The organism is Veillonella parvula, assembly GCF_032575955.1.
Classification (GTDB): Bacteria; Bacillota; Negativicutes; order Veillonellales; family Veillonellaceae; genus Veillonella; species Veillonella parvula_J.
This window is the reverse complement of the sequence record NZ_JAWFXN010000001.1, coordinates 512,232-530,587: the sequence shown is the minus strand read 5'-3', so window position 1 is coordinate 530,587 and position 18,356 is coordinate 512,232. Positions and strand designations below refer to the sequence as shown.

23 protein-coding genes are annotated in these 18,356 nt (G+C 36.0%); 22 read left to right on the top strand and 1 reads right to left on the bottom strand.

Annotated features, from left to right (window positions below; all coding sequences use genetic code 11):
* Positions 1-20 precede the first annotated feature (20 nt).
* The 5 genes from E7L28_RS02450 (at position 21) to E7L28_RS02430 (ending at position 4,167) form a co-directional block, all read left to right on the top strand.
* On the top strand, positions 21-1,310 hold the full coding sequence (locus tag E7L28_RS02450) for a homoserine dehydrogenase (RefSeq protein ID WP_287507395.1): 1,290 nt from the start codon (positions 21-23) through the stop codon (positions 1,308-1,310).
* Between the two features lie 2 nt (positions 1,311-1,312).
* Positions 1,313-2,227, top strand: a complete 915-nt coding sequence (gene thrB / locus E7L28_RS02445; protein ID WP_287501924.1) for a homoserine kinase — start codon at positions 1,313-1,315, stop codon at positions 2,225-2,227.
* A 55-nt stretch (positions 2,228-2,282) separates the two neighbouring features.
* Positions 2,283-3,158 (top strand): zinc metalloprotease HtpX, encoded by an 876-nt coding sequence (htpX, locus tag E7L28_RS02440; protein WP_012864344.1) that lies wholly within the window; start codon positions 2,283-2,285, stop codon positions 3,156-3,158.
* Positions 3,159-3,180: 22 nt separating this feature from the next.
* Positions 3,181-3,588, top strand: coding sequence for a nucleoside-diphosphate kinase (gene ndk / locus E7L28_RS02435; RefSeq protein ID WP_316603728.1), 408 nt, complete (start codon positions 3,181-3,183; stop codon positions 3,586-3,588).
* 63 nt (positions 3,589-3,651) lie between these two features.
* Positions 3,652-4,167 carry a cob(I)yrinic acid a,c-diamide adenosyltransferase gene (locus E7L28_RS02430; RefSeq protein ID WP_012864346.1) on the top strand — a complete coding sequence of 172 codons (516 nt, stop codon included), beginning with the start codon at positions 3,652-3,654 and terminating at the stop codon, positions 4,165-4,167.
* A 47-nt stretch (positions 4,168-4,214) separates the two neighbouring features.
* Here E7L28_RS02430 and E7L28_RS02425 read toward each other — a convergent pair whose 3' ends face one another.
* Positions 4,215-4,550 (bottom strand): hypothetical protein, encoded by a 336-nt coding sequence (locus E7L28_RS02425; protein ID WP_004695781.1) that lies wholly within the window; start codon positions 4,548-4,550, stop codon positions 4,215-4,217.
* 63 nt (positions 4,551-4,613) lie between these two features.
* Here E7L28_RS02425 and cobU point away from each other — a divergent pair, with 63 nt between their 5' ends.
* From cobU to E7L28_RS02340, 17 genes are all read left to right on the top strand, one after another.
* Positions 4,614-5,192, top strand: a complete 579-nt coding sequence (cobU, locus tag E7L28_RS02420; RefSeq protein WP_012864347.1) for a bifunctional adenosylcobinamide kinase/adenosylcobinamide-phosphate guanylyltransferase — start codon at positions 4,614-4,616, stop codon at positions 5,190-5,192.
* Complete coding sequence (locus tag E7L28_RS02415) at positions 5,185-6,702, top strand: cobyric acid synthase (RefSeq protein WP_316691808.1); 1,518 nt, start codon at positions 5,185-5,187, stop codon at positions 6,700-6,702. Before cobU ends, E7L28_RS02415 begins: the two co-directional genes overlap by 8 nt.
* A 12-nt stretch (positions 6,703-6,714) precedes the next feature.
* The gene (cbiB, locus tag E7L28_RS02410) at positions 6,715-7,707 is read left to right on the top strand and encodes an adenosylcobinamide-phosphate synthase CbiB (protein WP_012864349.1); all 993 of its coding nucleotides are present in this window, start codon (positions 6,715-6,717) and stop codon (positions 7,705-7,707) included.
* Positions 7,707-8,600: an adenosylcobinamide-GDP ribazoletransferase gene (gene cobS / locus E7L28_RS02405; protein WP_077708403.1), complete on the top strand. Its 894-nt coding sequence runs from the start codon at positions 7,707-7,709 to the stop codon at positions 8,598-8,600. The genes cbiB and cobS overlap by 1 nt, the downstream gene beginning before the upstream one ends.
* A gap of 73 nt (positions 8,601-8,673) precedes the next feature.
* Positions 8,674-9,558 (top strand): GHMP family kinase ATP-binding protein, encoded by an 885-nt coding sequence (locus tag E7L28_RS02400; RefSeq protein WP_012864351.1) that lies wholly within the window; start codon positions 8,674-8,676, stop codon positions 9,556-9,558.
* Positions 9,559-9,582: 24 nt separating this feature from the next.
* Positions 9,583-10,713 carry a pyridoxal phosphate-dependent aminotransferase gene (locus E7L28_RS02395; protein WP_316691786.1) on the top strand — a complete coding sequence of 377 codons (1,131 nt, stop codon included), beginning with the start codon at positions 9,583-9,585 and terminating at the stop codon, positions 10,711-10,713.
* A gap of 7 nt (positions 10,714-10,720) precedes the next feature.
* Complete coding sequence (gene cobC / locus E7L28_RS02390; protein WP_316691785.1) at positions 10,721-11,359, top strand: alpha-ribazole phosphatase; 639 nt, start codon at positions 10,721-10,723, stop codon at positions 11,357-11,359.
* On the top strand, positions 11,359-12,057 hold the full coding sequence (locus E7L28_RS02385) for a pseudouridine synthase (RefSeq protein WP_287508893.1): 699 nt from the start codon (positions 11,359-11,361) through the stop codon (positions 12,055-12,057). The genes cobC and E7L28_RS02385 overlap by 1 nt, the downstream gene beginning before the upstream one ends.
* A gap of 70 nt (positions 12,058-12,127) precedes the next feature.
* Positions 12,128-13,201 (top strand): M24 family metallopeptidase, encoded by a 1,074-nt coding sequence (locus E7L28_RS02380; protein ID WP_287508891.1) that lies wholly within the window; start codon positions 12,128-12,130, stop codon positions 13,199-13,201.
* A 15-nt stretch (positions 13,202-13,216) separates the two neighbouring features.
* Entirely contained in the window at positions 13,217-13,774 is a 558-nt protein-coding gene (efp, locus tag E7L28_RS02375) for an elongation factor P (protein ID WP_004695799.1), read from the top strand.
* A 135-nt stretch (positions 13,775-13,909) separates the two neighbouring features.
* A complete protein-coding gene (locus tag E7L28_RS02370) occupies positions 13,910-14,290 on the top strand; it encodes an Asp23/Gls24 family envelope stress response protein (RefSeq protein ID WP_316691784.1) in 381 nt (126 codons plus the stop codon).
* An 11-nt stretch (positions 14,291-14,301) separates the two neighbouring features.
* Positions 14,302-14,697: an Asp23/Gls24 family envelope stress response protein gene (locus E7L28_RS02365; protein ID WP_012864356.1), complete on the top strand. Its 396-nt coding sequence runs from the start codon at positions 14,302-14,304 to the stop codon at positions 14,695-14,697.
* Complete coding sequence (gene nusB / locus E7L28_RS02360) at positions 14,687-15,091, top strand: transcription antitermination factor NusB (protein WP_012864357.1); 405 nt, start codon at positions 14,687-14,689, stop codon at positions 15,089-15,091. The genes E7L28_RS02365 and nusB overlap by 11 nt, the downstream gene beginning before the upstream one ends.
* Positions 15,091-16,044 carry a Kae1-like domain-containing protein gene (locus E7L28_RS02355; protein ID WP_316691783.1) on the top strand — a complete coding sequence of 318 codons (954 nt, stop codon included), beginning with the start codon at positions 15,091-15,093 and terminating at the stop codon, positions 16,042-16,044. The genes nusB and E7L28_RS02355 overlap by 1 nt, the downstream gene beginning before the upstream one ends.
* Before the next feature lie 2 nt (positions 16,045-16,046).
* Positions 16,047-17,270 (top strand): exodeoxyribonuclease VII large subunit, encoded by a 1,224-nt coding sequence (gene xseA, locus E7L28_RS02350; protein ID WP_316691782.1) that lies wholly within the window; start codon positions 16,047-16,049, stop codon positions 17,268-17,270.
* Complete coding sequence (xseB, locus tag E7L28_RS02345) at positions 17,245-17,451, top strand: exodeoxyribonuclease VII small subunit (RefSeq protein WP_004697322.1); 207 nt, start codon at positions 17,245-17,247, stop codon at positions 17,449-17,451. Before xseA ends, xseB begins: the two co-directional genes overlap by 26 nt.
* Positions 17,452-17,460: 9 nt before the next feature.
* Entirely contained in the window at positions 17,461-18,339 is an 879-nt protein-coding gene (locus tag E7L28_RS02340; RefSeq protein ID WP_077708414.1) for a polyprenyl synthetase family protein, read from the top strand.
* The last annotated feature ends 17 nt before the right edge of the window (positions 18,340-18,356 follow it).

Sequence of the window (18,356 nt, the reverse complement as noted above, 5' to 3'; positions counted from 1 at the left end):
ATTAAGAGAGTAGGACGATTATGACCACTATAAAAATTGCTTTATTAGGTTTTGGTACTGTTGCACAAGGTACTTTTAACTTATTGCAAGACAATGCTGAATTAATTAAAAATCGTACAGGTGTCAATGTTGAAATTTCAAAAATTTACGTACGAAATCCAGAAAAATATAGTCATATTACATTACCAGAAACAGCTAAATATGTAACTGATATTGATGAAGTGTTAAAAGACGATTCCATCCAAATGGTAGTGGAATTGATGGGTGGTACAAACTTTGCTAAGGATTGCGTAGAAGGTGCTTTAAAAGCTAAGAAGAATGTGGTAACTGCAAATAAAGATTTATTAGCAGAAGCTGGTCCATACTTATTAGACTTAGCGAGTAAAAATGGGGTAGACTTACGTTTTGAAGCATCTGTTTTAGGTGGTATTCCTATAATCCGCACATTATATGAATCGTTAGCCGGTAATCGTATTACTGAAATCATTGGCATTATGAACGGTACTACAAACTTTATTTTGACTAAAATGTCTGAAGAAGGTTTAAGCTATCAAGATGTATTGAAAGAAGCACAAGAGTTAGGATATGCAGAGGCGGATCCTACAGCTGATGTTGAAGGCCTTGATGCAGCTCGTAAATTGGCAATACTTGCATCCATTAGTTTTAACCGTCGTATTTTCTTTGAAGATGTAACTGTAGAAGGTATTACTTGTATTGATACTGAAGATATAAAATTTGGAAAAGAGTTTGGTTACAATATTAAATTATTAGGTATTGCTAAAGAAACTGCTCAAGGATTATCTCTAAATGTATATCCTGCATTTATTCCTACGACACACCCATTAGCATCTGTTCGAGGATCCTACAATGCAATTTATGTTAAGGGCAATGGTATCGACGATGTCATGTTATATGGTCGTGGTGCAGGTAGCTTACCGACAGGTAGTTCTGTAGTATCTGACATTATGGAAGTGGCAAAGAATGTCTCTTATAATGAAACAGGACGTTTGAAACCGTTCTATTACGATCAAAAAGATATTTATTCTCCAGGTAAAATTCAATCTAGTTACTACTTGCGTTTAGCAGTGGATAATAAAACAGGTGTACTAGCAAAAATCTCTGCAAAATTAGCAGAACAAAAGATTTCTGTTTTATCCATCGTTCAACGAAATATGGATCCAGAAACTGCAGTTCTTGCCATTGTTACATCTAAATGCCCAAGATCTTATATTTTAAATCTTATAGACTCCTTTAACAGCTTGCGTTCCGTTAAGGCTGTTAATAGTGTTATTCGTATTATGGAAGCTTAATTATGAATACTGTTCGTGTACAAGTACCTGCTACTAGTGCAAACTGTGGCCCAGGTTTTGATTGCTTAGGATTAGCACTTAATCTTTATAATATATTCAGCTTTACACCAGATGAAAATGCTACAGAATATACATATACTTTTGAAGGCTTTGGCGCAGATATTTTACGCGCTGAAGATCCTAAAAAGAATCTAATTGGCTTCGCTATGGATCAAGTTTTTGCTACTGCGCAAGAACCAATTCGATATGGTCATATAACATCTGAAACTTTAATTCCTCCATCTCGTGGACTAGGTAGTAGTAGTACGGCTATCGTAGGGGGGCTTTTACTGGCGAATGCATTGGTAAAGCATCCACTTTCAAAAGAAGAGTTACTTGTTATAGCAAATCGTATGGAAGGTCATCCAGATAATGTAGCGCCAGCTATTTACGGAAATTTATGTTGTGCTACAGGTTTAAAAAATAAGGTACTAAACACGGTTATTTCTATTCCTCCGGAGCTATATTTTGCTGTTGTAGTACCAGAAGTCATGGTATCTACTGAATATGCTCGTTCTGTGCTACCAAATCATATTCCATTTAAAGAAGCTGTACAAAATGTAAGTCATGCTTCATTATTTGTAACAAGCTTAATTACGCATCAATTAAGTAATTTATCTGTTGCCTTAGATGACAACTTGCATGTACCTTATCGTAAGACATTGATTCCTCATTGTGATGAAGTTTTTGAAGCCGCAAAAGTTGCTGGAGCTTACGGTGCTACTATCAGTGGATCGGGTTCTACTCTGATTGCCTATGTTGATAAAACTCATGTACAAGAGGTAGCAAAGGCTATGGGGGCCGTATTCACAGCAAATGAGATTGAAAATAAAATATATTGCTTAGAAGCTGATACAACTGGAGCGTTAATTATATAGTTTATGGTATAATTATAGTGTTAGGCATAGTCCATAACAATAATTGGAGGAAACTATGAACAATATAAAAACAACACTTTTATTAGCGACGCTAACAGCCATTTTAGTGGTTATTGGTGATATGATTGGCGGCAGAAGCGGTATGATTATGATGTTTGTCATATCCATGGGTATGAATTTTATGTCCTATTGGTACAGCGATAAAATCGTTTTAGCCCAATACAATGCTCAACCTGTTACTGCACAGTCTAATCCAAAACTATATGCAATGGTAGAGCAATTGGCTAAAAATGGTAATTTACCAATGCCAAAGGTTTATATCATTCCTAGTGAAGTACCGAATGCATTTGCAACAGGTAGAAATCCTAGTCATGCAGCAGTTGCTGTTACAGAAGGTATCCAACGTCTATTAACTGATGAAGAATTAGAAGGTGTGCTTGCACACGAATTAACACATGTTAAGAATCGAGATACATTGATTAGTACAATTGCAGCTATGATGGCTGGTGCTATTTCTATGATAGCCAATATACTTCAATTTACTGCCATATTTGGGCGTTCCGATGATCGAGAAGGTACTAACCCTTTGGCGCTTCTTGGTACAATCATTATTGCACCTATCGCAGCTGGTCTTATTCAGATGAGTATTTCCCGTACTCGTGAGTTTTTAGCTGATGAGGGGGGTGGAGATATGTGTCGCAATCCATTAGCACTGGCTTCTGCACTTGCAAAAATTGACTACTACTCTAAACATGGTGCATTGCCTAATGCAAGTAATGCTACAGCCCATATGTTTATTATTAACCCTATGATGGGAATTGGTGAAAGCTTGAGCAATCTTTTTAGTACACATCCTCGCACGGAAGAACGTATTCAAAAGTTAAAGAAACAAGCTATGAATCCAAAGTATAAAGAAAAGGCAATATTATAATTAGTATCTACTGGAGGGTATCATGCAAGAAACATTAGTTTTAATTAAACCAGATGCAGTTAAACGTCAATTAAGTGGTGAAATCCTTAGCCGTTATGAACGTAAAGGCCTTGTTGTTAAAGCATTAAAACTCTTACAAGTACCTCGTGAATTAGCGAAAGAACACTATGCAGAACATAAGGAAAAGCTATTCTTTGGTGAATTAGTTGATTTTATTACATCAGGCCCAGTTCTTGCTTTTGTGTTAGCTGGTGAGAACGCAATTGTATCCGTACGTGCTTTAAACGGAGCAACAAATCCTGTAGATGCTGCCCCTGGTAGTATTCGTGGTGACTATGCCCTAACAATGGATGCTAACGTAGTACATGCTTCTGATTCTCCAGAAGCCGCTGCTCGTGAAATTCATCTTTGGTTCCCTGAATACAAATAATCTCAAGGTTGGGATTCTTTAGCTTTTATTTCTACATCCATGTTATCTATAGGAGGTAATCATATGGCAAGTAGCGTTTATACAAAAACAGGTGATGCTGGTACAACTGGTTTATACACGGGCGAACGTGTACAGAAATCATCTTTACGCGTAGAAGCTTATGGTACAATCGATGAATTACAAGCTTTTTTAGGATTGGCTCGCGCTTATGCTGAAAATCCACGTGTTTCTGCTGAATTATACGATATTGAGCGCAACTTATGGACATTAATGGCTGATATTGCAAGTTTAAATGCCGCTCCGGTAATTACTGAGCAATATGTAAAGCATTTAGAAAAAGTTATAGATCGCTTTGATGCAAAATTAGAACCTTTATCTAGTTTTGTTATTCCCGGTGAAAAACAATCTTCTGCTTACTTACATGTAGCTAGAACGATTACTCGACGTGCGGAACGCGCTTTATGGCGGGTATTAGACGCTGGTGAAAGTGTTCACGAATCTAATTTAAAATACTTAAATCGTCTATCCGACCTTTGCTTTATCTTGTGTCGTGTAGAGGAAGAACTTGGAGCAGAATAAACAAAAAAAGCTATGTATTTTACATAGCTTTTTGCTCGTTATAGACCTTATTGTGAAATTGTTTGGTTTAAAACATCTTGAGGACTAGGATAGTAGAAAAAGATATGAGGAATTTCATAACGGAATTTTTCTCTTAATAGATTGGCTAATGTTGTTTCAAAGTTTATAATTTTATCAGCGCCGAAATCAAAGTCTTCAACTAATACTAAGAGTTGTGCTTCAACTTGAGGTGCATTTTCTGGTAAGGCTTCTGGTGGTAGCGGAACATTTACTACTACTCGTGCAGTACCAATATATTTACCTTGCCCGTCATCGATGGCAACACGATATGTGTTATCCCATAAAGTAGCCATCATTTTTAGTTTCATATTCATAATTTCCATAGTATCGCTCCTTTGTTATACTTATAATGATACTGAAATTATAAATTCTTGTATAGGTGCATTATGAAATCACAAATTATATTGTGTTCCGGTGGGGCACGCAGTGGAAAAAGTGAATTTGCTGAACGTTTAGCATTGGCTACAAAGGGGCCAAAAGCTTATGTAGCTACGGGCCAAGCTTTTGATGAAGAAATGGTGGATCGCATCAAAAAACATCAAGAGCGACGAGGAAAAATATGGAATAATTTTGAAGTGCCTTTACATTTAGCTGATGAATGGGAAAATATCAGTCAATCAGCAGATGTAATTCTTATAGATTGTTTAACCATGTTCACTACCAATCACATGATGGCTCATGGCTCCATTCGTGGTCAAGAAGATGCTAATAGGTTAGAACAGACAATACTTTCAGAATTAGACACTTTATTAGACTCGATACAATCATGTGAAGGTAAAACAGTTATATTTGTGACCAATGAAATTGGGTTAGGTATTGTGCCGGATAATAAATTGGCTAGATATTTTAGAGATATTGCTGGTCGTGTGAATCGAGCAGTAGCTTCTGTTGCAGATAAACTCTATTTAACAATTAGTGGTGTTACCATTGAATTGAAATCACAGGAGGTTCATATAAATGGCTAAGAAAATAATGTTTCAAGGAACGAGTTCTAATGTAGGTAAAAGTATTCTTTGTACTGCATTATGCCGTATTTTTTATAGAAAAGGTTTTAAGACCGTTCCTTTTAAAGCACAAAATATGGCTCTCAATTCTTATGTGACAAAATGGGGCGATGAAATTGGTCGTGCTCAAGTCGCTCAAGCCGAAGCCGCTGGTATTGATCCAATAGTTCAAATGAATCCTGTTTTATTAAAACCTACAGGTAATCAATCGTCTCAAGTTGTCTTGATGGGAAAGCCTGTTGGTGTATATAGTGCTAAGGAATATCATACTAAATATTCACTAACAGCTCTCGATAAGGTTAAAGAGTCTATCGATTTCTTAGACTCAAATTTTGATATGATGGTTATCGAAGGTGCAGGTAGTCCTGCAGAAGTTAACTTAAAAGCAAATGATATTGTAAACATGCGTATTGCCAAGATGACTCAAGCTCCAGTATTTCTCATTGCAGATATTGACCGAGGTGGTGCTATTGCGTCCATTGTTGGTACCTTAGAACTATTAGAACCAGAAGAACGCGATCTTATCAAAGGTATCGTTATCAATAAATTCCGTGGTGATATCAAACTATTAGAACCAGCTCTTACATTTATTGAAGAAAAAACAGGTAAAAAAGTGGTAGGAGTTATTCCTGCCATTGAAAACCTCGATATTGATGAAGAAGATTCTGTTGCATTAGAGAACAAACGCAATAGTGGGACTAAAGATATTCAGGTCGTAGTTATGCAAACACCTAAAATCTCTAATTTTACAGACTTTGATGCACTTAATTATGAGCCAGATGTATCTGTCCGTTTTGTAGGCCCTGGAGATGTTATCGGTACACCAGATTTAATTATATTACCGGGTTCTAAAAATACATTGGCTGACTTAACATATTTACGCGATACAGGCTTTGCTGATGAAATCAAAAAATTGGCTGCTCAAGGTACACCTGTTATCGGTATTTGTGGCGGTAACCAAATGTTAGGTAAAACTATTTATGATCCGCATCATATGGAAGGTGATATCGAGGAAATTGAAGGACTTGGCCTTGTTGAATCCTCCACGACTATGAAGGCTCAAAAAACTACCCATCAAGTACAATTCAATGTATCTAATTTACAGTTCTTAAATGGTACTTTCAGGGGTGAAAAATTAGTAGGCTATGAAATTCATATGGGGGATACTACACCACTAGCAGATACAGTGTCTCGTTGCTTTACAATTACAAGTCGCAGTGAAGAGGCTGTCAATGTTATTGATGGTTTTATTGATGGCAATCATCAGGTAATGGGTACATATATTCACGGTATATTTGATAATGACGAGTTTAGACGATTTATTATCAATCAATTACGTGAACGTAAGGGATTACAACCATTAGATGTAGTATTCCATTATTTTGACCATAAAAATACGGCATATAATCGCTTAGCTGATATTGTGGAGGAACATTTAGATATGGACTATATTATGTCTACTTTGGGATAGTAGAGGAGATATATGGAACATTTAACATTTTTTCACTGGTTTTCGAAGTATAACTTTGTGTGTATACCAGTTTTAGCATTTTTATTGGATTTAATTATTGGAGATCCTAATAGTAAATATCATCCAGTGGCCATTATTGGACGTATAATATCTTTTTTTGAAGCCGTTCTTTATAAGGACACTGATAATGATACGAAGAAATTGTGGTACGGTGGTATTGCAGTAGGTTTAATTCTTATATCGGTATATATCATAGTATCTTTATTGTTATGGCTAGGTGGAGTAGTAGACGAATGGGTATACTATGCTTTCGAAGTAGTGATCCTCTACATCGCCATTTCTCCACGTTCATTGGCTGGCGCAGGTTTTACGATTAGTCAGTTAATAAAACAAGGTAATATCGTAGAAGCTCGTAAACGTTTATCCTGGATTGTGGGACGTGATACTGAAGACCTAGATGAAAGTGAAATCACTCGTGCTACAGTAGAAACGATTGCGGAAAATACGGTAGATGGTATCATTGCACCTTTTTTCTTTTTTATTATCGGTGGCCCTATGGGGGCTATTCTTTATAGAACTGCTAATACTATGGATTCTATGTTAGGCTATAAGAATCAAAAGTACTTGTACTTTGGTCGCGTAGCTGCACGCTTTGATGACATATTAAATTGGATTCCTGCCCGAATTACCTTTGTATTAATTGTAATTTCTGCATTCTTTTTACGCTTTGATGCAAAAAAGGCGATCCAAATTGGTTTGCGCGATGCTAAGAAACATCCAAGCCCTAATGGTGGTTACGCAGAAGCACCAGTTGCAGGAGCTTTACATATTCGCTTAGGTGGTTACAATCAATATTTCAAAAAAATGACTTTTCGCGAATATATGGGTGACCCTATTGAAAAGTTGAATCGCAACCATATTACACGAACTATTTATATGATGTATGTTACGACTATACTAATGGTCATCATTAGTACAGTCATTACCTATGGGATGAATGTATAATGACACCTTTTTTTATAGCACTACAATTTTTAACGCGTTTAAAACTTGTAAATCAAACTGAATGGTCTGTAGAGGACTTTGGTAAATCGGTAGTAGCCTTTCCTTATGTGGGCCTTATTATTGGTCTCATATTAGCTATATTATATGGCGTATTGTCGCCATTTATTCCGATTATGCCATTGATGTTAATTATCGTTGTGGCTGAGTTTTTAATAACTGGTGGCCTTCATGCTGATGGTTTGATGGATACAAGCGATGGTTTGTTTTCCGGCCGTGAAAGAGAACGTAAACTAGAAATCATGAAAGATAGTCGTATAGGCTCCTTTGGAGTTGTTGCTTTTGTATTTGTTACACTTTTGAAATGGCAATTATTAGCTTCGATTCCATCGGCTGAATTTATTCCTATGGCACTCATTATGATGCCTTTAATGAGCCGCTGGTCTATGGTTTTTAGTATTCGATCCTATCCATATGCTAGAGAACAGGGGATGGGGGCAGCATTTGCTAATTTAGCACCTAAATATGTTATTACTTATAACACCATATCTACGTTCTTTATGCCTATTCTATTACTATTAATCGGTTTAGTATTATATACACTTTTATATGGTGCTTATGCAATTTTTTCAGCACCTGATGTAGGGTATTTGGTAGGACTAGGTGTGTTAGTATATGCTACTATAGGTATTTTCCAAATCAATATTGTTAGCATGATTATTACGTATATTATTAACCGATTATTAAACCGCTATATTGTAAAAGCGTTAGGTGGCACTACTGGTGATACATATGGATTTGTTGTGGAAGTAACTGAAGTATTATTGATATTGGTATATAGCATAATTTTATCTATACTATCAGCTACGGTAGTTAATAATCCAACTATGTTCTAACTCTAAATTTTTGATTTTCAAAGTTTTAATATTTTTAGAACGTATACTTTATTTGATGTGAAAGGAGTTTAATGTGACCTATTATGTAAGAGCCCCAGGTACATGTGGGGAATTTCTACAAGGTTCTATTGATGGTCAGTCATTTTTAGTGACATGTCCAATTAATCGATACTCCTACGCATTGAGTAATGTAATACAACCTTTTTCTAAAGAATTTTGTGCACTTCAACCAAAATCTGCACAAGCTCGTAAATTAGTACAAGAATTGGTCCAACAAAAAAATAAAAATCAAATTTGCCCGCCTGTGTATGTAAGATCCGATATTCTACAAGGAAAAGGCATGGCTTCAAGTTCGGCAGATATTTCTGTAACAGCTATGGCTACAGCTTTGGCCATGGACTATGATTTATCATTAAAAGAACTTGAGCAAATTTGTCTATCTGTAGAGCCTACAGATGCCTCTTTTTATCAAGGTGTAACTCAGTTTGATTATATTAAAGGGACTATCTCTAAGCCATTAGGTATGTGCCCACCTTTAAAAATCCTCGTTTTTGACGAAGGCGGTAGCATTGATACAGTTAGCTTTAATAAACAAGCAGATTTACAAAATAAAATTTTAGAAAAAGAATCTATTATACAAGAATCCTTTGATTTGTTTAAACAGGGTCTTATAACGCATGATATAAAGCTCATTGGTCAAGCTGCTACATTAAGTGCTTTTGGCAATCAGCGTATTTTATATAAACCTAATTTATATGACTTTCACGATGTAGGTAATTCTTATAATAGTGTGGGAACAATCATCGCTCATAGCGGAACCATTATGGGACTATTATTCCCCGTTGATTATGGTCGTATTGATGATTGTAAGAATGAGATTTTGCGTAAGTTGCCACAATTAACCTATGTAGATACGGTTGAAACTACGAATGAAGGATTAACTTATATCAAACGATAAAGTATTTCATAGAAAGAGAATAGTATGTCTAAAATACATGGGGGCAATATCTTTCAGTTTGCCCATGAACAACGAATTGAACCATACGATGTTATTGACTTTAGTGCTAATATTAATCCACTAGGCCCTAGCCAACATGGCTTATCTGCATTAGAATCTCAATTGCGATATATATCACATTATCCGGATGCTACAAATGATGATATATTAAATGCCATTGCTGATATCTATGGTATGAATAAAAATCAAATTGTAGTTGGCAATGGAGCAGCAGAGCTATTATATGCAATTTGTCGGTTACCTGGCTATACGGGCGCTTTTGTTCCCGCACCAGGTTTTTCTGAATATAAAGCAGCTTTAGAAGCAAGTAGAATTCCAGTACGCGATATTTATTATCGACCACGGGAAGATGAACATGGAAAACCTTATTTTGAGGTTCCTTATTTAGCATTAGAAACTTTTGCAGCTGAGTTAAAGGGGCAAGATGGTCGTATTATTGTATTTCTAGGTAATCCCAATAATCCAGATGGTACGTTACTTGATAAAAACCATATTCGTACTATTGCAAGCATGCTGAAAGATGCTAATAGTTTACTTGTTATAGATGAGTCCTTTATCGATTTTGTTGGTAACGACACTTTACAAGATAATGAATACTCCATGCGCTCCCTAGTTAACGAGTTTGATAATATTATCGTGGTTCATTCTTTTACAAAATTCTATGCCGTGCCAGGGCTACGAATTGGTGCTGCTTTCAGCAATCCACTTATCATTGAGCAACTAAATAGTTTTATTCCAACTTGGTCTGTTAACACATTAGCTCAATCCTATACAGAGGCGGCTTTGAATGATGTAGAGTATGTGAAACGAACAAAACAAGTATTACATGAAGAGCAACTTTTTATGTATAACTCATTAGATACTATAGATAATATTACTGTATATCCGCCTTCAGCTAATTTTATGTTGTTCCACATTGAACAAGAAGGAATAACAGCAGAGTCGATTAATGAAGTGCTTAAAAAATATAATATGATTGTTCGCAACTGTGATTCTTATATGGGATTAAATAATCAATGGATTCGCGTTGCAATAAAAGATCATGATACTAATGTTAAGTTAGTAGAAAAATTAACAGATATTTTGAAAGTATAGGAAGACTATGAAGACATTGTATATTGTACGCCATGGTGAAACTGATTGGAACAAAATGGGAAAATACCAAGGCATCACAGATGTTCCACTTAATGAAAATGGTTTAAATCAAGCAAAGGCATGTGGTCAGGCTCTTAAAGATGTTAAATTTGATCGCATATTATCTAGTGATTTGAGTCGTGCTTTAGTTACAGCTAAAGTCATTCGCGGGGAACGTACTACTCCTATAACAGTAGATAAACGCTTACGAGAACTTAATTTTGGCGATTGGGAAGCTATGTTGTTTTCAGATATCGAAGATCGTTGGCCTGGTTTGATTGATGAAATGTATTTGCGACCACATCTAGTTAAGGTTCCTAATGGTGAAAGCTTTAAGAATTTACAAGACCGTGCATGGGCAGGTCTAGAGGAATTCATCAATGTTAATAATGAGGAGGAAACACTTCTCATTACTTGTCATGGTGGAACTATACGAACATTATTGTGTAAATTATTAGATATTTCCATTAGTCATTGTTGGAATTTTAGTCAAGGTAATACAGCAATTAATCGTATATTCTATAATGGCATGGGAGAATTTGATCATAATATTTTAAACTTGCTCAATGATACAGCACACGTAGATATATTACAAGGTCATGCATAATGCGACTAGATAAATTATTAGCCAATAAAGCTTATGGTAGTCGAAAAGAAGTCCATCAAATCATAAAGGATAGAAGGGTTACCATCAATGGTAGTATAACAACGAAAAAAGATACTCACATTGATATTGATGTTGATATAGTTGCTGTTGATGGTAAGGTTGTTAGTACTACTCAACTTTATTATGTAAAATTTCATAAGCCAAAGGGCTATGTTACAGCGGTAGAAGATTCTAATCACCCTGTTGTTATGGATTTACTCCCTCCAGAATTCATAAAAATGGGAGTTGTTCCAGTAGGCAGATTAGACAAGGATACAGAAGGACTTTTATTATTAACTAATGATGGTGTGTGGGGACATTCTATCATTAATGGTAATAAACATGTGCCTAAGATTTATTACGTAGAATTTGAAGGAACGCTATCTGATGAAGGTATACAACGTATTAAAAAGGGAATTCTTCTTGGAGATGGTACGCAATGTAAACCGGCAGAAATTGAATTTGTATCGTTACATTCAGTACATGTAACGATTGAAGAAGGCAAGTATCATCAAGTTAAGCGCATGATTGGTGCTGCAGGTGGTACTGTAACATATTTGAAACGTCTTACGATTGGTCATATTGATTTAACTGGCATTGAAGAGGTTGGTTCTGCAATGGAATTGACCGTTGAACAGATAGAGGGCTTTAAAAAATAGCATAAAATTCTATTCAATATAGGCATTTTATGGTAAGATTAATTGTACTTTATAGACTAGGAGCAAGATTATGAATGGATTAAATCTGCTACAACAGTATATTAAAGAGCAAGAATTAACAGGCGTCATTTTAATAAGCCCTATAAATTTACATTATTTTGCAGGCTTTACTGGTACTACAGGCTTTGCTATCATTACTCAAGATAAAGCCTTTATGATTACTGATTTCAGATATACTGAACAAGCAACAAAACAATGTGAAGGGTACACAGTTATTCAATATGAAACAACTGTTATGGATACTCTTGTAGATATATTCAATGAATATCATATTCACGAAGGTTTATTCGGTATAGAAGGCAAACAAATGCCTGTGGATACGTATGAAACTTTATGTGATACATTAGATGAACGCTTTAATTTTACATCTATCAATTTTGCAAAACTACGTGCGGTTAAGCGTGAAGACGAATTAGACTTATTGCGTAAAGCTGCTAAAATTGGTGATGATGCTTTTGCTGTCTTGCTACCACAACTAAAGGTAGGGATGACAGAAAACGAAGCGCGCATTATATTAGAATCAGAAATGTTAAAACGTGGATCAGAGGAACCTTCCTTTGCAACCATTGTTGCTTCTGGTAATCGTTCTAGTATGCCTCATGGTGTAGCCAGTGATAAGGTCATTGAAGCAGGTGATTTTGTTACCTTTGACTTTGGTGCAGTATATAAGGGTTATCATTCTGATATGACTAGAACTATTGTAATGGGGTCTGCCTCTGAATTACAAAAGAAGCTGTATGGTATAGTTTTAGAAGCACAAAAACGTGGCGTAGCTGCAGTTCGGGCTGGTATTACTGGTAAAGAACTTGATGCAGTTTGTCGTGATTATATTAAAGAACATGGATATACCAAGGAATTTAATCATGGTACTGGACATGGCGTAGGTCTTGAGATTCACGAAGAACCAGTAGCCAATACTAAATCCGATACGGTATTTACAGAAAATATGATCATTACGGTAGAACCTGGCATTTATATAACAGGTACTATCGGATTGAGAATAGAGGATAGTGTCATCGTCAAATCTGACGGCTATGAGGTGTTGACACATAGTCCAAAAGAGTTAATTGAAATAGGTATTTAGAAGGAGAAGAGTTAGATGATTTCCAGTAATGATTTTCGTCCAGGTGTAACCGTTGAAATTGACGGTAATGTATGGCAAGTAGTTGATTTCCAACACGTTAAACCAGGTAAAGGTGCTGCATTCGTACGTACTAAAATGAAAAACTTGCAAACTGGTTCTGTAGTTGAGCGTACATTTAATGCAGGTGAAAAAGTGCCTAAAGCACATGTTGATCGTCGTCGTATGCAATACTTATATGAATCTGATGGCTCTTATACATTCATGGATAACGAAACTTATGATCAAGTTGAACTTACCCTTGAACAATTAGGTGATGCTAAAAACTTCCTTCTTGAAAATATGGAAGTATCCATCATGTTCTTCCAAGGTATCGTAATCGGTATCGATTTACCTGTAGCTGTTGAACTTCGCGTAGTTGAAACAGATCCTGGTATTCGTGGCGATACTGCAACTGGTGGTAATAAACCAGCCGTATTAGAAACAGGCTACACTGTAAAAGTACCTCTCTTCATTGAAGTAGATGATGTACTTCGTATTGATACTCGTACAGGACAATACATCGAACGTGCCTAATACTCATTGATATGTATTGGGGCAAGATCTTTTCAAGGAATCTTATTCCCCATATATCGTAACATTTGCACTGTAAGCACTTGTCGTCTATGTAATTATATATAGGGACAGGTGCTTTTTTTGAAAGAGGCCAGTATGACCAAGAAAAATACTGAACTAGAGTCGGGTAAAGTTAAGATTAACGATGATGTGTATGCTACAATTATAACAATGACAGCCCTTGACACAAAGGGAATTCATCATATGAGTTCCACCTTTAATGATGGCGTTAATACTTTTTTTAGACGTAAATCCGATCATGAAGGTGTTAAGATATCCTTTAACGATGAAGGAGCAATATCAGTTACACTATATGTGTGCATTCAGTATGGATATCGTATTCCTGATGTTGTTTTACGTCTACAAGAGCGCATTAAAACTGCTTTAGTCTCTTATACAGAAATTGAGGTTCAAACTATTGATGTAGTTGTACAAGACATTATTTTTGATGATTTAGTAACACCTCAACAGCCATAGGAGGTATCTCTATGAGTTCAGATAATCAATTAAATTATGGTTTAGACACGGATACTATTGATATTGCAGATTCTGTCATCATTGATGTAGCAACAAAAACTTTAGGAACCATTCCTGGTATTCATTCTTTAAGCCCACGCTTTTACGATGAGTTGGTAGAGGGTATTACCCATGCTTTTGGTCAGCGTAGCTTACCTGGTATCAATGTAAAGCATCGTAAAGGTTTTATTGAAATTAATATTTATATTAAAGCATTGTATGGATATAATCTCATTGAATTATCGAAACAATTGCAATTAGAAATCAAACAAACCTTAAAAAATATGCTAGATCTTAATCATATTAAGGTTGATGTGCATATTGAAGGTATTGTAAAAGAAAAGGAGCCAGTTTTACATGGTAACTAAGCGAAATCGGCGAGAGGCTCGTCAATACGCATTCCAAATGTTATATGCCAATGAATTTCATACTGATCAAAATGATGTTCAATTTCCCGAAGGAAACATTCATAAAGCAATGGATAAGGCATATGCAAATAGTATTATAGAGGGTGTACTATCAAACGCTGAAGCAATTGATGCTACATTACAGCCATTCTGTAAATCTCGTAAAGTAGCAAATTTAGATAAGGTGGATCGTTCTATTTTACGTATTGCCGTTTGGGAAATGAACAATAAAGTGGAACCTTTAGAGCCCTCTATTGCTATTAATGAAGCCATTCAATTAGCTAAAGAGTTTGGCTCTGATGCATCTTATAAATTAATTAATGCAATCTTAGACGCATATAATAAGAGTAAATAATGAAACGATATTACTTAGGCATTGATACGAGTTGTTACACCACAAGTTGTGCCATTGTAGATAGTGACTTTCACATAGTAGGGGAAGCACGTAAAATCTTAGAGGTAAAACCAGGTGAGCGAGGACTACAACAATCAAATATGGTCTTTCAGCATACAAAGGCATTGCCTAAGCTAATGTCAGAATTGCCTCAGGTACCAATTAGCGGTATAGGTGTTAGTGGCTTTCCACGCCGTGAAGAACGCTCTTATATGCCTGCCTTTATGGTCGGGTTAGGACAGGGGAAAACCTTGAGTCATCTTATGAATGTGCCTTTACATATTTTTGCACATCAAGAGAATCATATATTAGCTGCTTTGAGGGATTTAAAAAATATTCCTAATGAGCCATTTTTGGCATTACATCTATCAGGTGGCACGACAGAATTAGTATATTGCCATTATCAAGGAAACGGTATTTTTGAATCTCACATCGTTGGTGGTTCTAAAGATTTACAAGGGGGGCAATATGTTGATCGCATAGGTGTCGCGTTGGGCTTACCATTTCCTGCAGGTAAACATTTAGAGGCTTTAGCATTACAAACTACAGAATATGAACCATTGCCATCATCTGTAAAAGACGGATGGATTAGCTTTGCCGGTCCTTGTAGTGCTGCTATGCGGCGTATAAATAACGCTATGAGTGATATAGATAAATCTAAGTTAGCTAGAGCTGTTTTTACTTCCATTGGAAATGCTCTAGAAAAAATGATTACTTATCATACTAAAGAGAAATCTGTACGTGCACTCATTGCTGTAGGTGGTGTGATGAGTAATAGTTTACTTCGTAAGCGGATGGAAACCTATTGTAAACGAAATCATCTCCAATTACATGTGGCGCAGCCACAATTCTCTGTTGATAATGCCACAGGTAATGCTTTTGGTGCTGCTTATTTACAAGAATCTAGAGGATAATCGTGAATGTATTAACCATTACACAATTAAACAATCTCATAAAACGTACCTTAGATCGTGAATATCTATTAAAGAATGTATATGTAAGTGGTACCATTATTAATGCAAAACGTCATAGTAGTGGTCACATGTATTTTTCTTTAAAAGATGAGGAATCTGCTATTGATGTGACAATGTGGTCTAGTACAGTCATGCAAAAGGGACTAGCTAATGCCATTCAAAATGGTTTATTAGTAACTGTAAAAGCATCTGTTAACTTTTACAATAAAATTGGCCGTTTAAATCTCATTGCATCAGATATGCAGATAGGTGCTAAAAGTCCGTTACAGCTTGAATTTGACACTCTAAAACGAGAGTTAACTGCTTTGGGGTACTTTAATGATAGCCATAAAGTAGGTTTACCCTATATGGCGAGTTGCATTGGTATTGTTACATCCCAATCTGGTGCTGTATTACATGATATTCTACATGTTAGTAAACAACGCAATCCACTAGTTCAATTTAAATTGTTTTCCGTTCCTGTACAAGGTAGTACCGCAGGCCCAATTATAGCAAAAGGAATTGCTACGGCAGATGCTGATCCAGATATTGATGTCATCATCGTTGGTCGTGGTGGTGGATCTATGGAGGACTTGTGGTGTTTCAATGATAGAGCTGTTGTAGAGGCAATTTATAATGCTCATACACCGATTATTTCGGCGATAGGTCATGAAACAGATTACACCTTATGTGATTATGTAGCTGATGCGCGCGGGGCTACGCCTAGCCATGCTACAGAAATGGCAGTACTTCCAATTACTACATTACAAGATCAGCTGATAGAAAAAGAAGAGTATTTACATGAATATATACGCTATACACTACAACAAAAACGTACAGATTTAACATTGCTCTTTAATCGAAAATTTGGCATTCCAGCTCTGCAATTTTTACATAAGCAAAAATCACACTTACAAGAGCTTTCACAAACTCTAACTAATGCAACTAAAGAACGATGTAATACAGAGAGACATAGCTTAGCATTATTGGCACAACAGTTAGAGTCGCTAAATCCATTACAAATGATGATTAAAGGTTTTGCAAAGGTTGAGCATGATAACAAACCTATTACATCGGTTGCCCAATTACAACCAAATGACGATATACGAGTTACACTAGCTGATGGTTATATTACTGCTACGGTAAAGGAGGCGCACAAGGATGGCCGCATCACTAAAAAGTTATGAGAAAAAATATAAGGCCTTAGAAGATATTGTTAAGCAATTAGACGATGGGGATATGACCATTTCTGAGCTTTTATCACAATATAAAAAGGGCTTAACTTTGGTAAAAGAATGTGCTGAAATGCTTGACTCTGTTGAAGATGAAGTACAACAAATTATCGAAGAAGTCCGCATCAGCGAATAAGGAGATTCTATGTTCAAAGATTATTTAGCATCTAGCAAACAAAATATTGAACAATGGTTAGGCGAAGTACTTAATAGCCCAAATCAAGAATTTGAACAACTTTATGAATCTATGAATTATAGTTTAATGCAAGGTGGCAAACGAATACGACCTATTTTAACTAAGGCTGTGTTGGAAATGCTTCATAAAGAGCCAGCTGATTATAAGGAATTTCTATGTGCTATGGAGTGTATCCATACGTATTCATTAGTTCATGATGATTTACCAGCTATGGATAATGATGATTATCGCAGAGGTAATTTGACCAATCACAAAGTATACGGTGAGGGACTTGCTATTTTAGCCGGTGATGGGTTATTAACATATGCCTTTCAATTGATGACTTCAAATACAGTTGCTAGTGCACAGCAAAAACTAGATGCTATACAATGTGTTGCTACTGCGGCTGGTCCAGAAGGTATGGTTGGGGGACAAGCCTTTGATTTGCTCAGTGAAGATAAACATATTCCTTTAGAAGAATTAAAGGTTTTACATACTGGTAAAACAGGTGCACTATTTAACGCTTCTGTAGAATTAGGTCTTATTCTTGGAAGTGCTAATAAGACTACGCGAACAGCCCTTATGGAATATTCTAATTGCCTGGGATTATTATTCCAAATCACTGATGATATTTTAGATGTAACCGGTACTATTGAAGAATTAGGGAAAACACCCGGTAGTGATATTCGCCAACATAAATCTACCTATGTATCTTTACTAGGTTTAGAGCAAGCAAAACATCAAGCCTACTTAATAGGTAGCCAAGCTCATGATGCGTTAAACTTGGTTTCTTATGATACAACTATACTATCAGCATTAATTGATTATCTTTTAGAACGTACGAATTAATGGGTATTACCTGTAGA

Bases quoted from the DNA above. Each gene is read 5' to 3' on its own strand.
- E7L28_RS02450 (WP_287507395.1), top strand. From the start codon at position 21: ATGACCACTATAAAAATTGCTTTATTAGGTTTTGGTACTGTTGCACAA.
- thrB (WP_287501924.1), top strand. From the start codon at position 1,313: ATGAATACTGTTCGTGTACAAGTACCTGCTACTAGTGCAAACTGTGGC.
- htpX (WP_012864344.1), top strand. From the start codon at position 2,283: ATGAACAATATAAAAACAACACTTTTATTAGCGACGCTAACAGCCATT.
- ndk (WP_316603728.1), top strand. From the start codon at position 3,181: ATGCAAGAAACATTAGTTTTAATTAAACCAGATGCAGTTAAACGTCAA.
- E7L28_RS02430 (WP_012864346.1), top strand. From the start codon at position 3,652: ATGGCAAGTAGCGTTTATACAAAAACAGGTGATGCTGGTACAACTGGT.
- E7L28_RS02425 (WP_004695781.1), bottom strand. From the start codon at position 4,550: ATGGAAATTATGAATATGAAACTAAAAATGATGGCTACTTTATGGGAT.
- cobU (WP_012864347.1), top strand. From the start codon at position 4,614: ATGAAATCACAAATTATATTGTGTTCCGGTGGGGCACGCAGTGGAAAA.
- E7L28_RS02415 (WP_316691808.1), top strand. From the start codon at position 5,185: ATGGCTAAGAAAATAATGTTTCAAGGAACGAGTTCTAATGTAGGTAAA.
- cbiB (WP_012864349.1), top strand. From the start codon at position 6,715: ATGGAACATTTAACATTTTTTCACTGGTTTTCGAAGTATAACTTTGTG.
- cobS (WP_077708403.1), top strand. From the start codon at position 7,707: ATGACACCTTTTTTTATAGCACTACAATTTTTAACGCGTTTAAAACTT.
- E7L28_RS02395 (WP_316691786.1), top strand. From the start codon at position 9,583: ATGTCTAAAATACATGGGGGCAATATCTTTCAGTTTGCCCATGAACAA.
- cobC (WP_316691785.1), top strand. From the start codon at position 10,721: ATGAAGACATTGTATATTGTACGCCATGGTGAAACTGATTGGAACAAA.
- E7L28_RS02385 (WP_287508893.1), top strand. From the start codon at position 11,359: ATGCGACTAGATAAATTATTAGCCAATAAAGCTTATGGTAGTCGAAAA.
- E7L28_RS02380 (WP_287508891.1), top strand. From the start codon at position 12,128: ATGAATGGATTAAATCTGCTACAACAGTATATTAAAGAGCAAGAATTA.
- efp (WP_004695799.1), top strand. From the start codon at position 13,217: ATGATTTCCAGTAATGATTTTCGTCCAGGTGTAACCGTTGAAATTGAC.
- E7L28_RS02370 (WP_316691784.1), top strand. From the start codon at position 13,910: ATGACCAAGAAAAATACTGAACTAGAGTCGGGTAAAGTTAAGATTAAC.
- E7L28_RS02365 (WP_012864356.1), top strand. From the start codon at position 14,302: ATGAGTTCAGATAATCAATTAAATTATGGTTTAGACACGGATACTATT.
- nusB (WP_012864357.1), top strand. From the start codon at position 14,687: ATGGTAACTAAGCGAAATCGGCGAGAGGCTCGTCAATACGCATTCCAA.
- E7L28_RS02355 (WP_316691783.1), top strand. From the start codon at position 15,091: ATGAAACGATATTACTTAGGCATTGATACGAGTTGTTACACCACAAGT.
- xseB (WP_004697322.1), top strand. From the start codon at position 17,245: ATGGCCGCATCACTAAAAAGTTATGAGAAAAAATATAAGGCCTTAGAA.
- E7L28_RS02340 (WP_077708414.1), top strand. From the start codon at position 17,461: ATGTTCAAAGATTATTTAGCATCTAGCAAACAAAATATTGAACAATGG.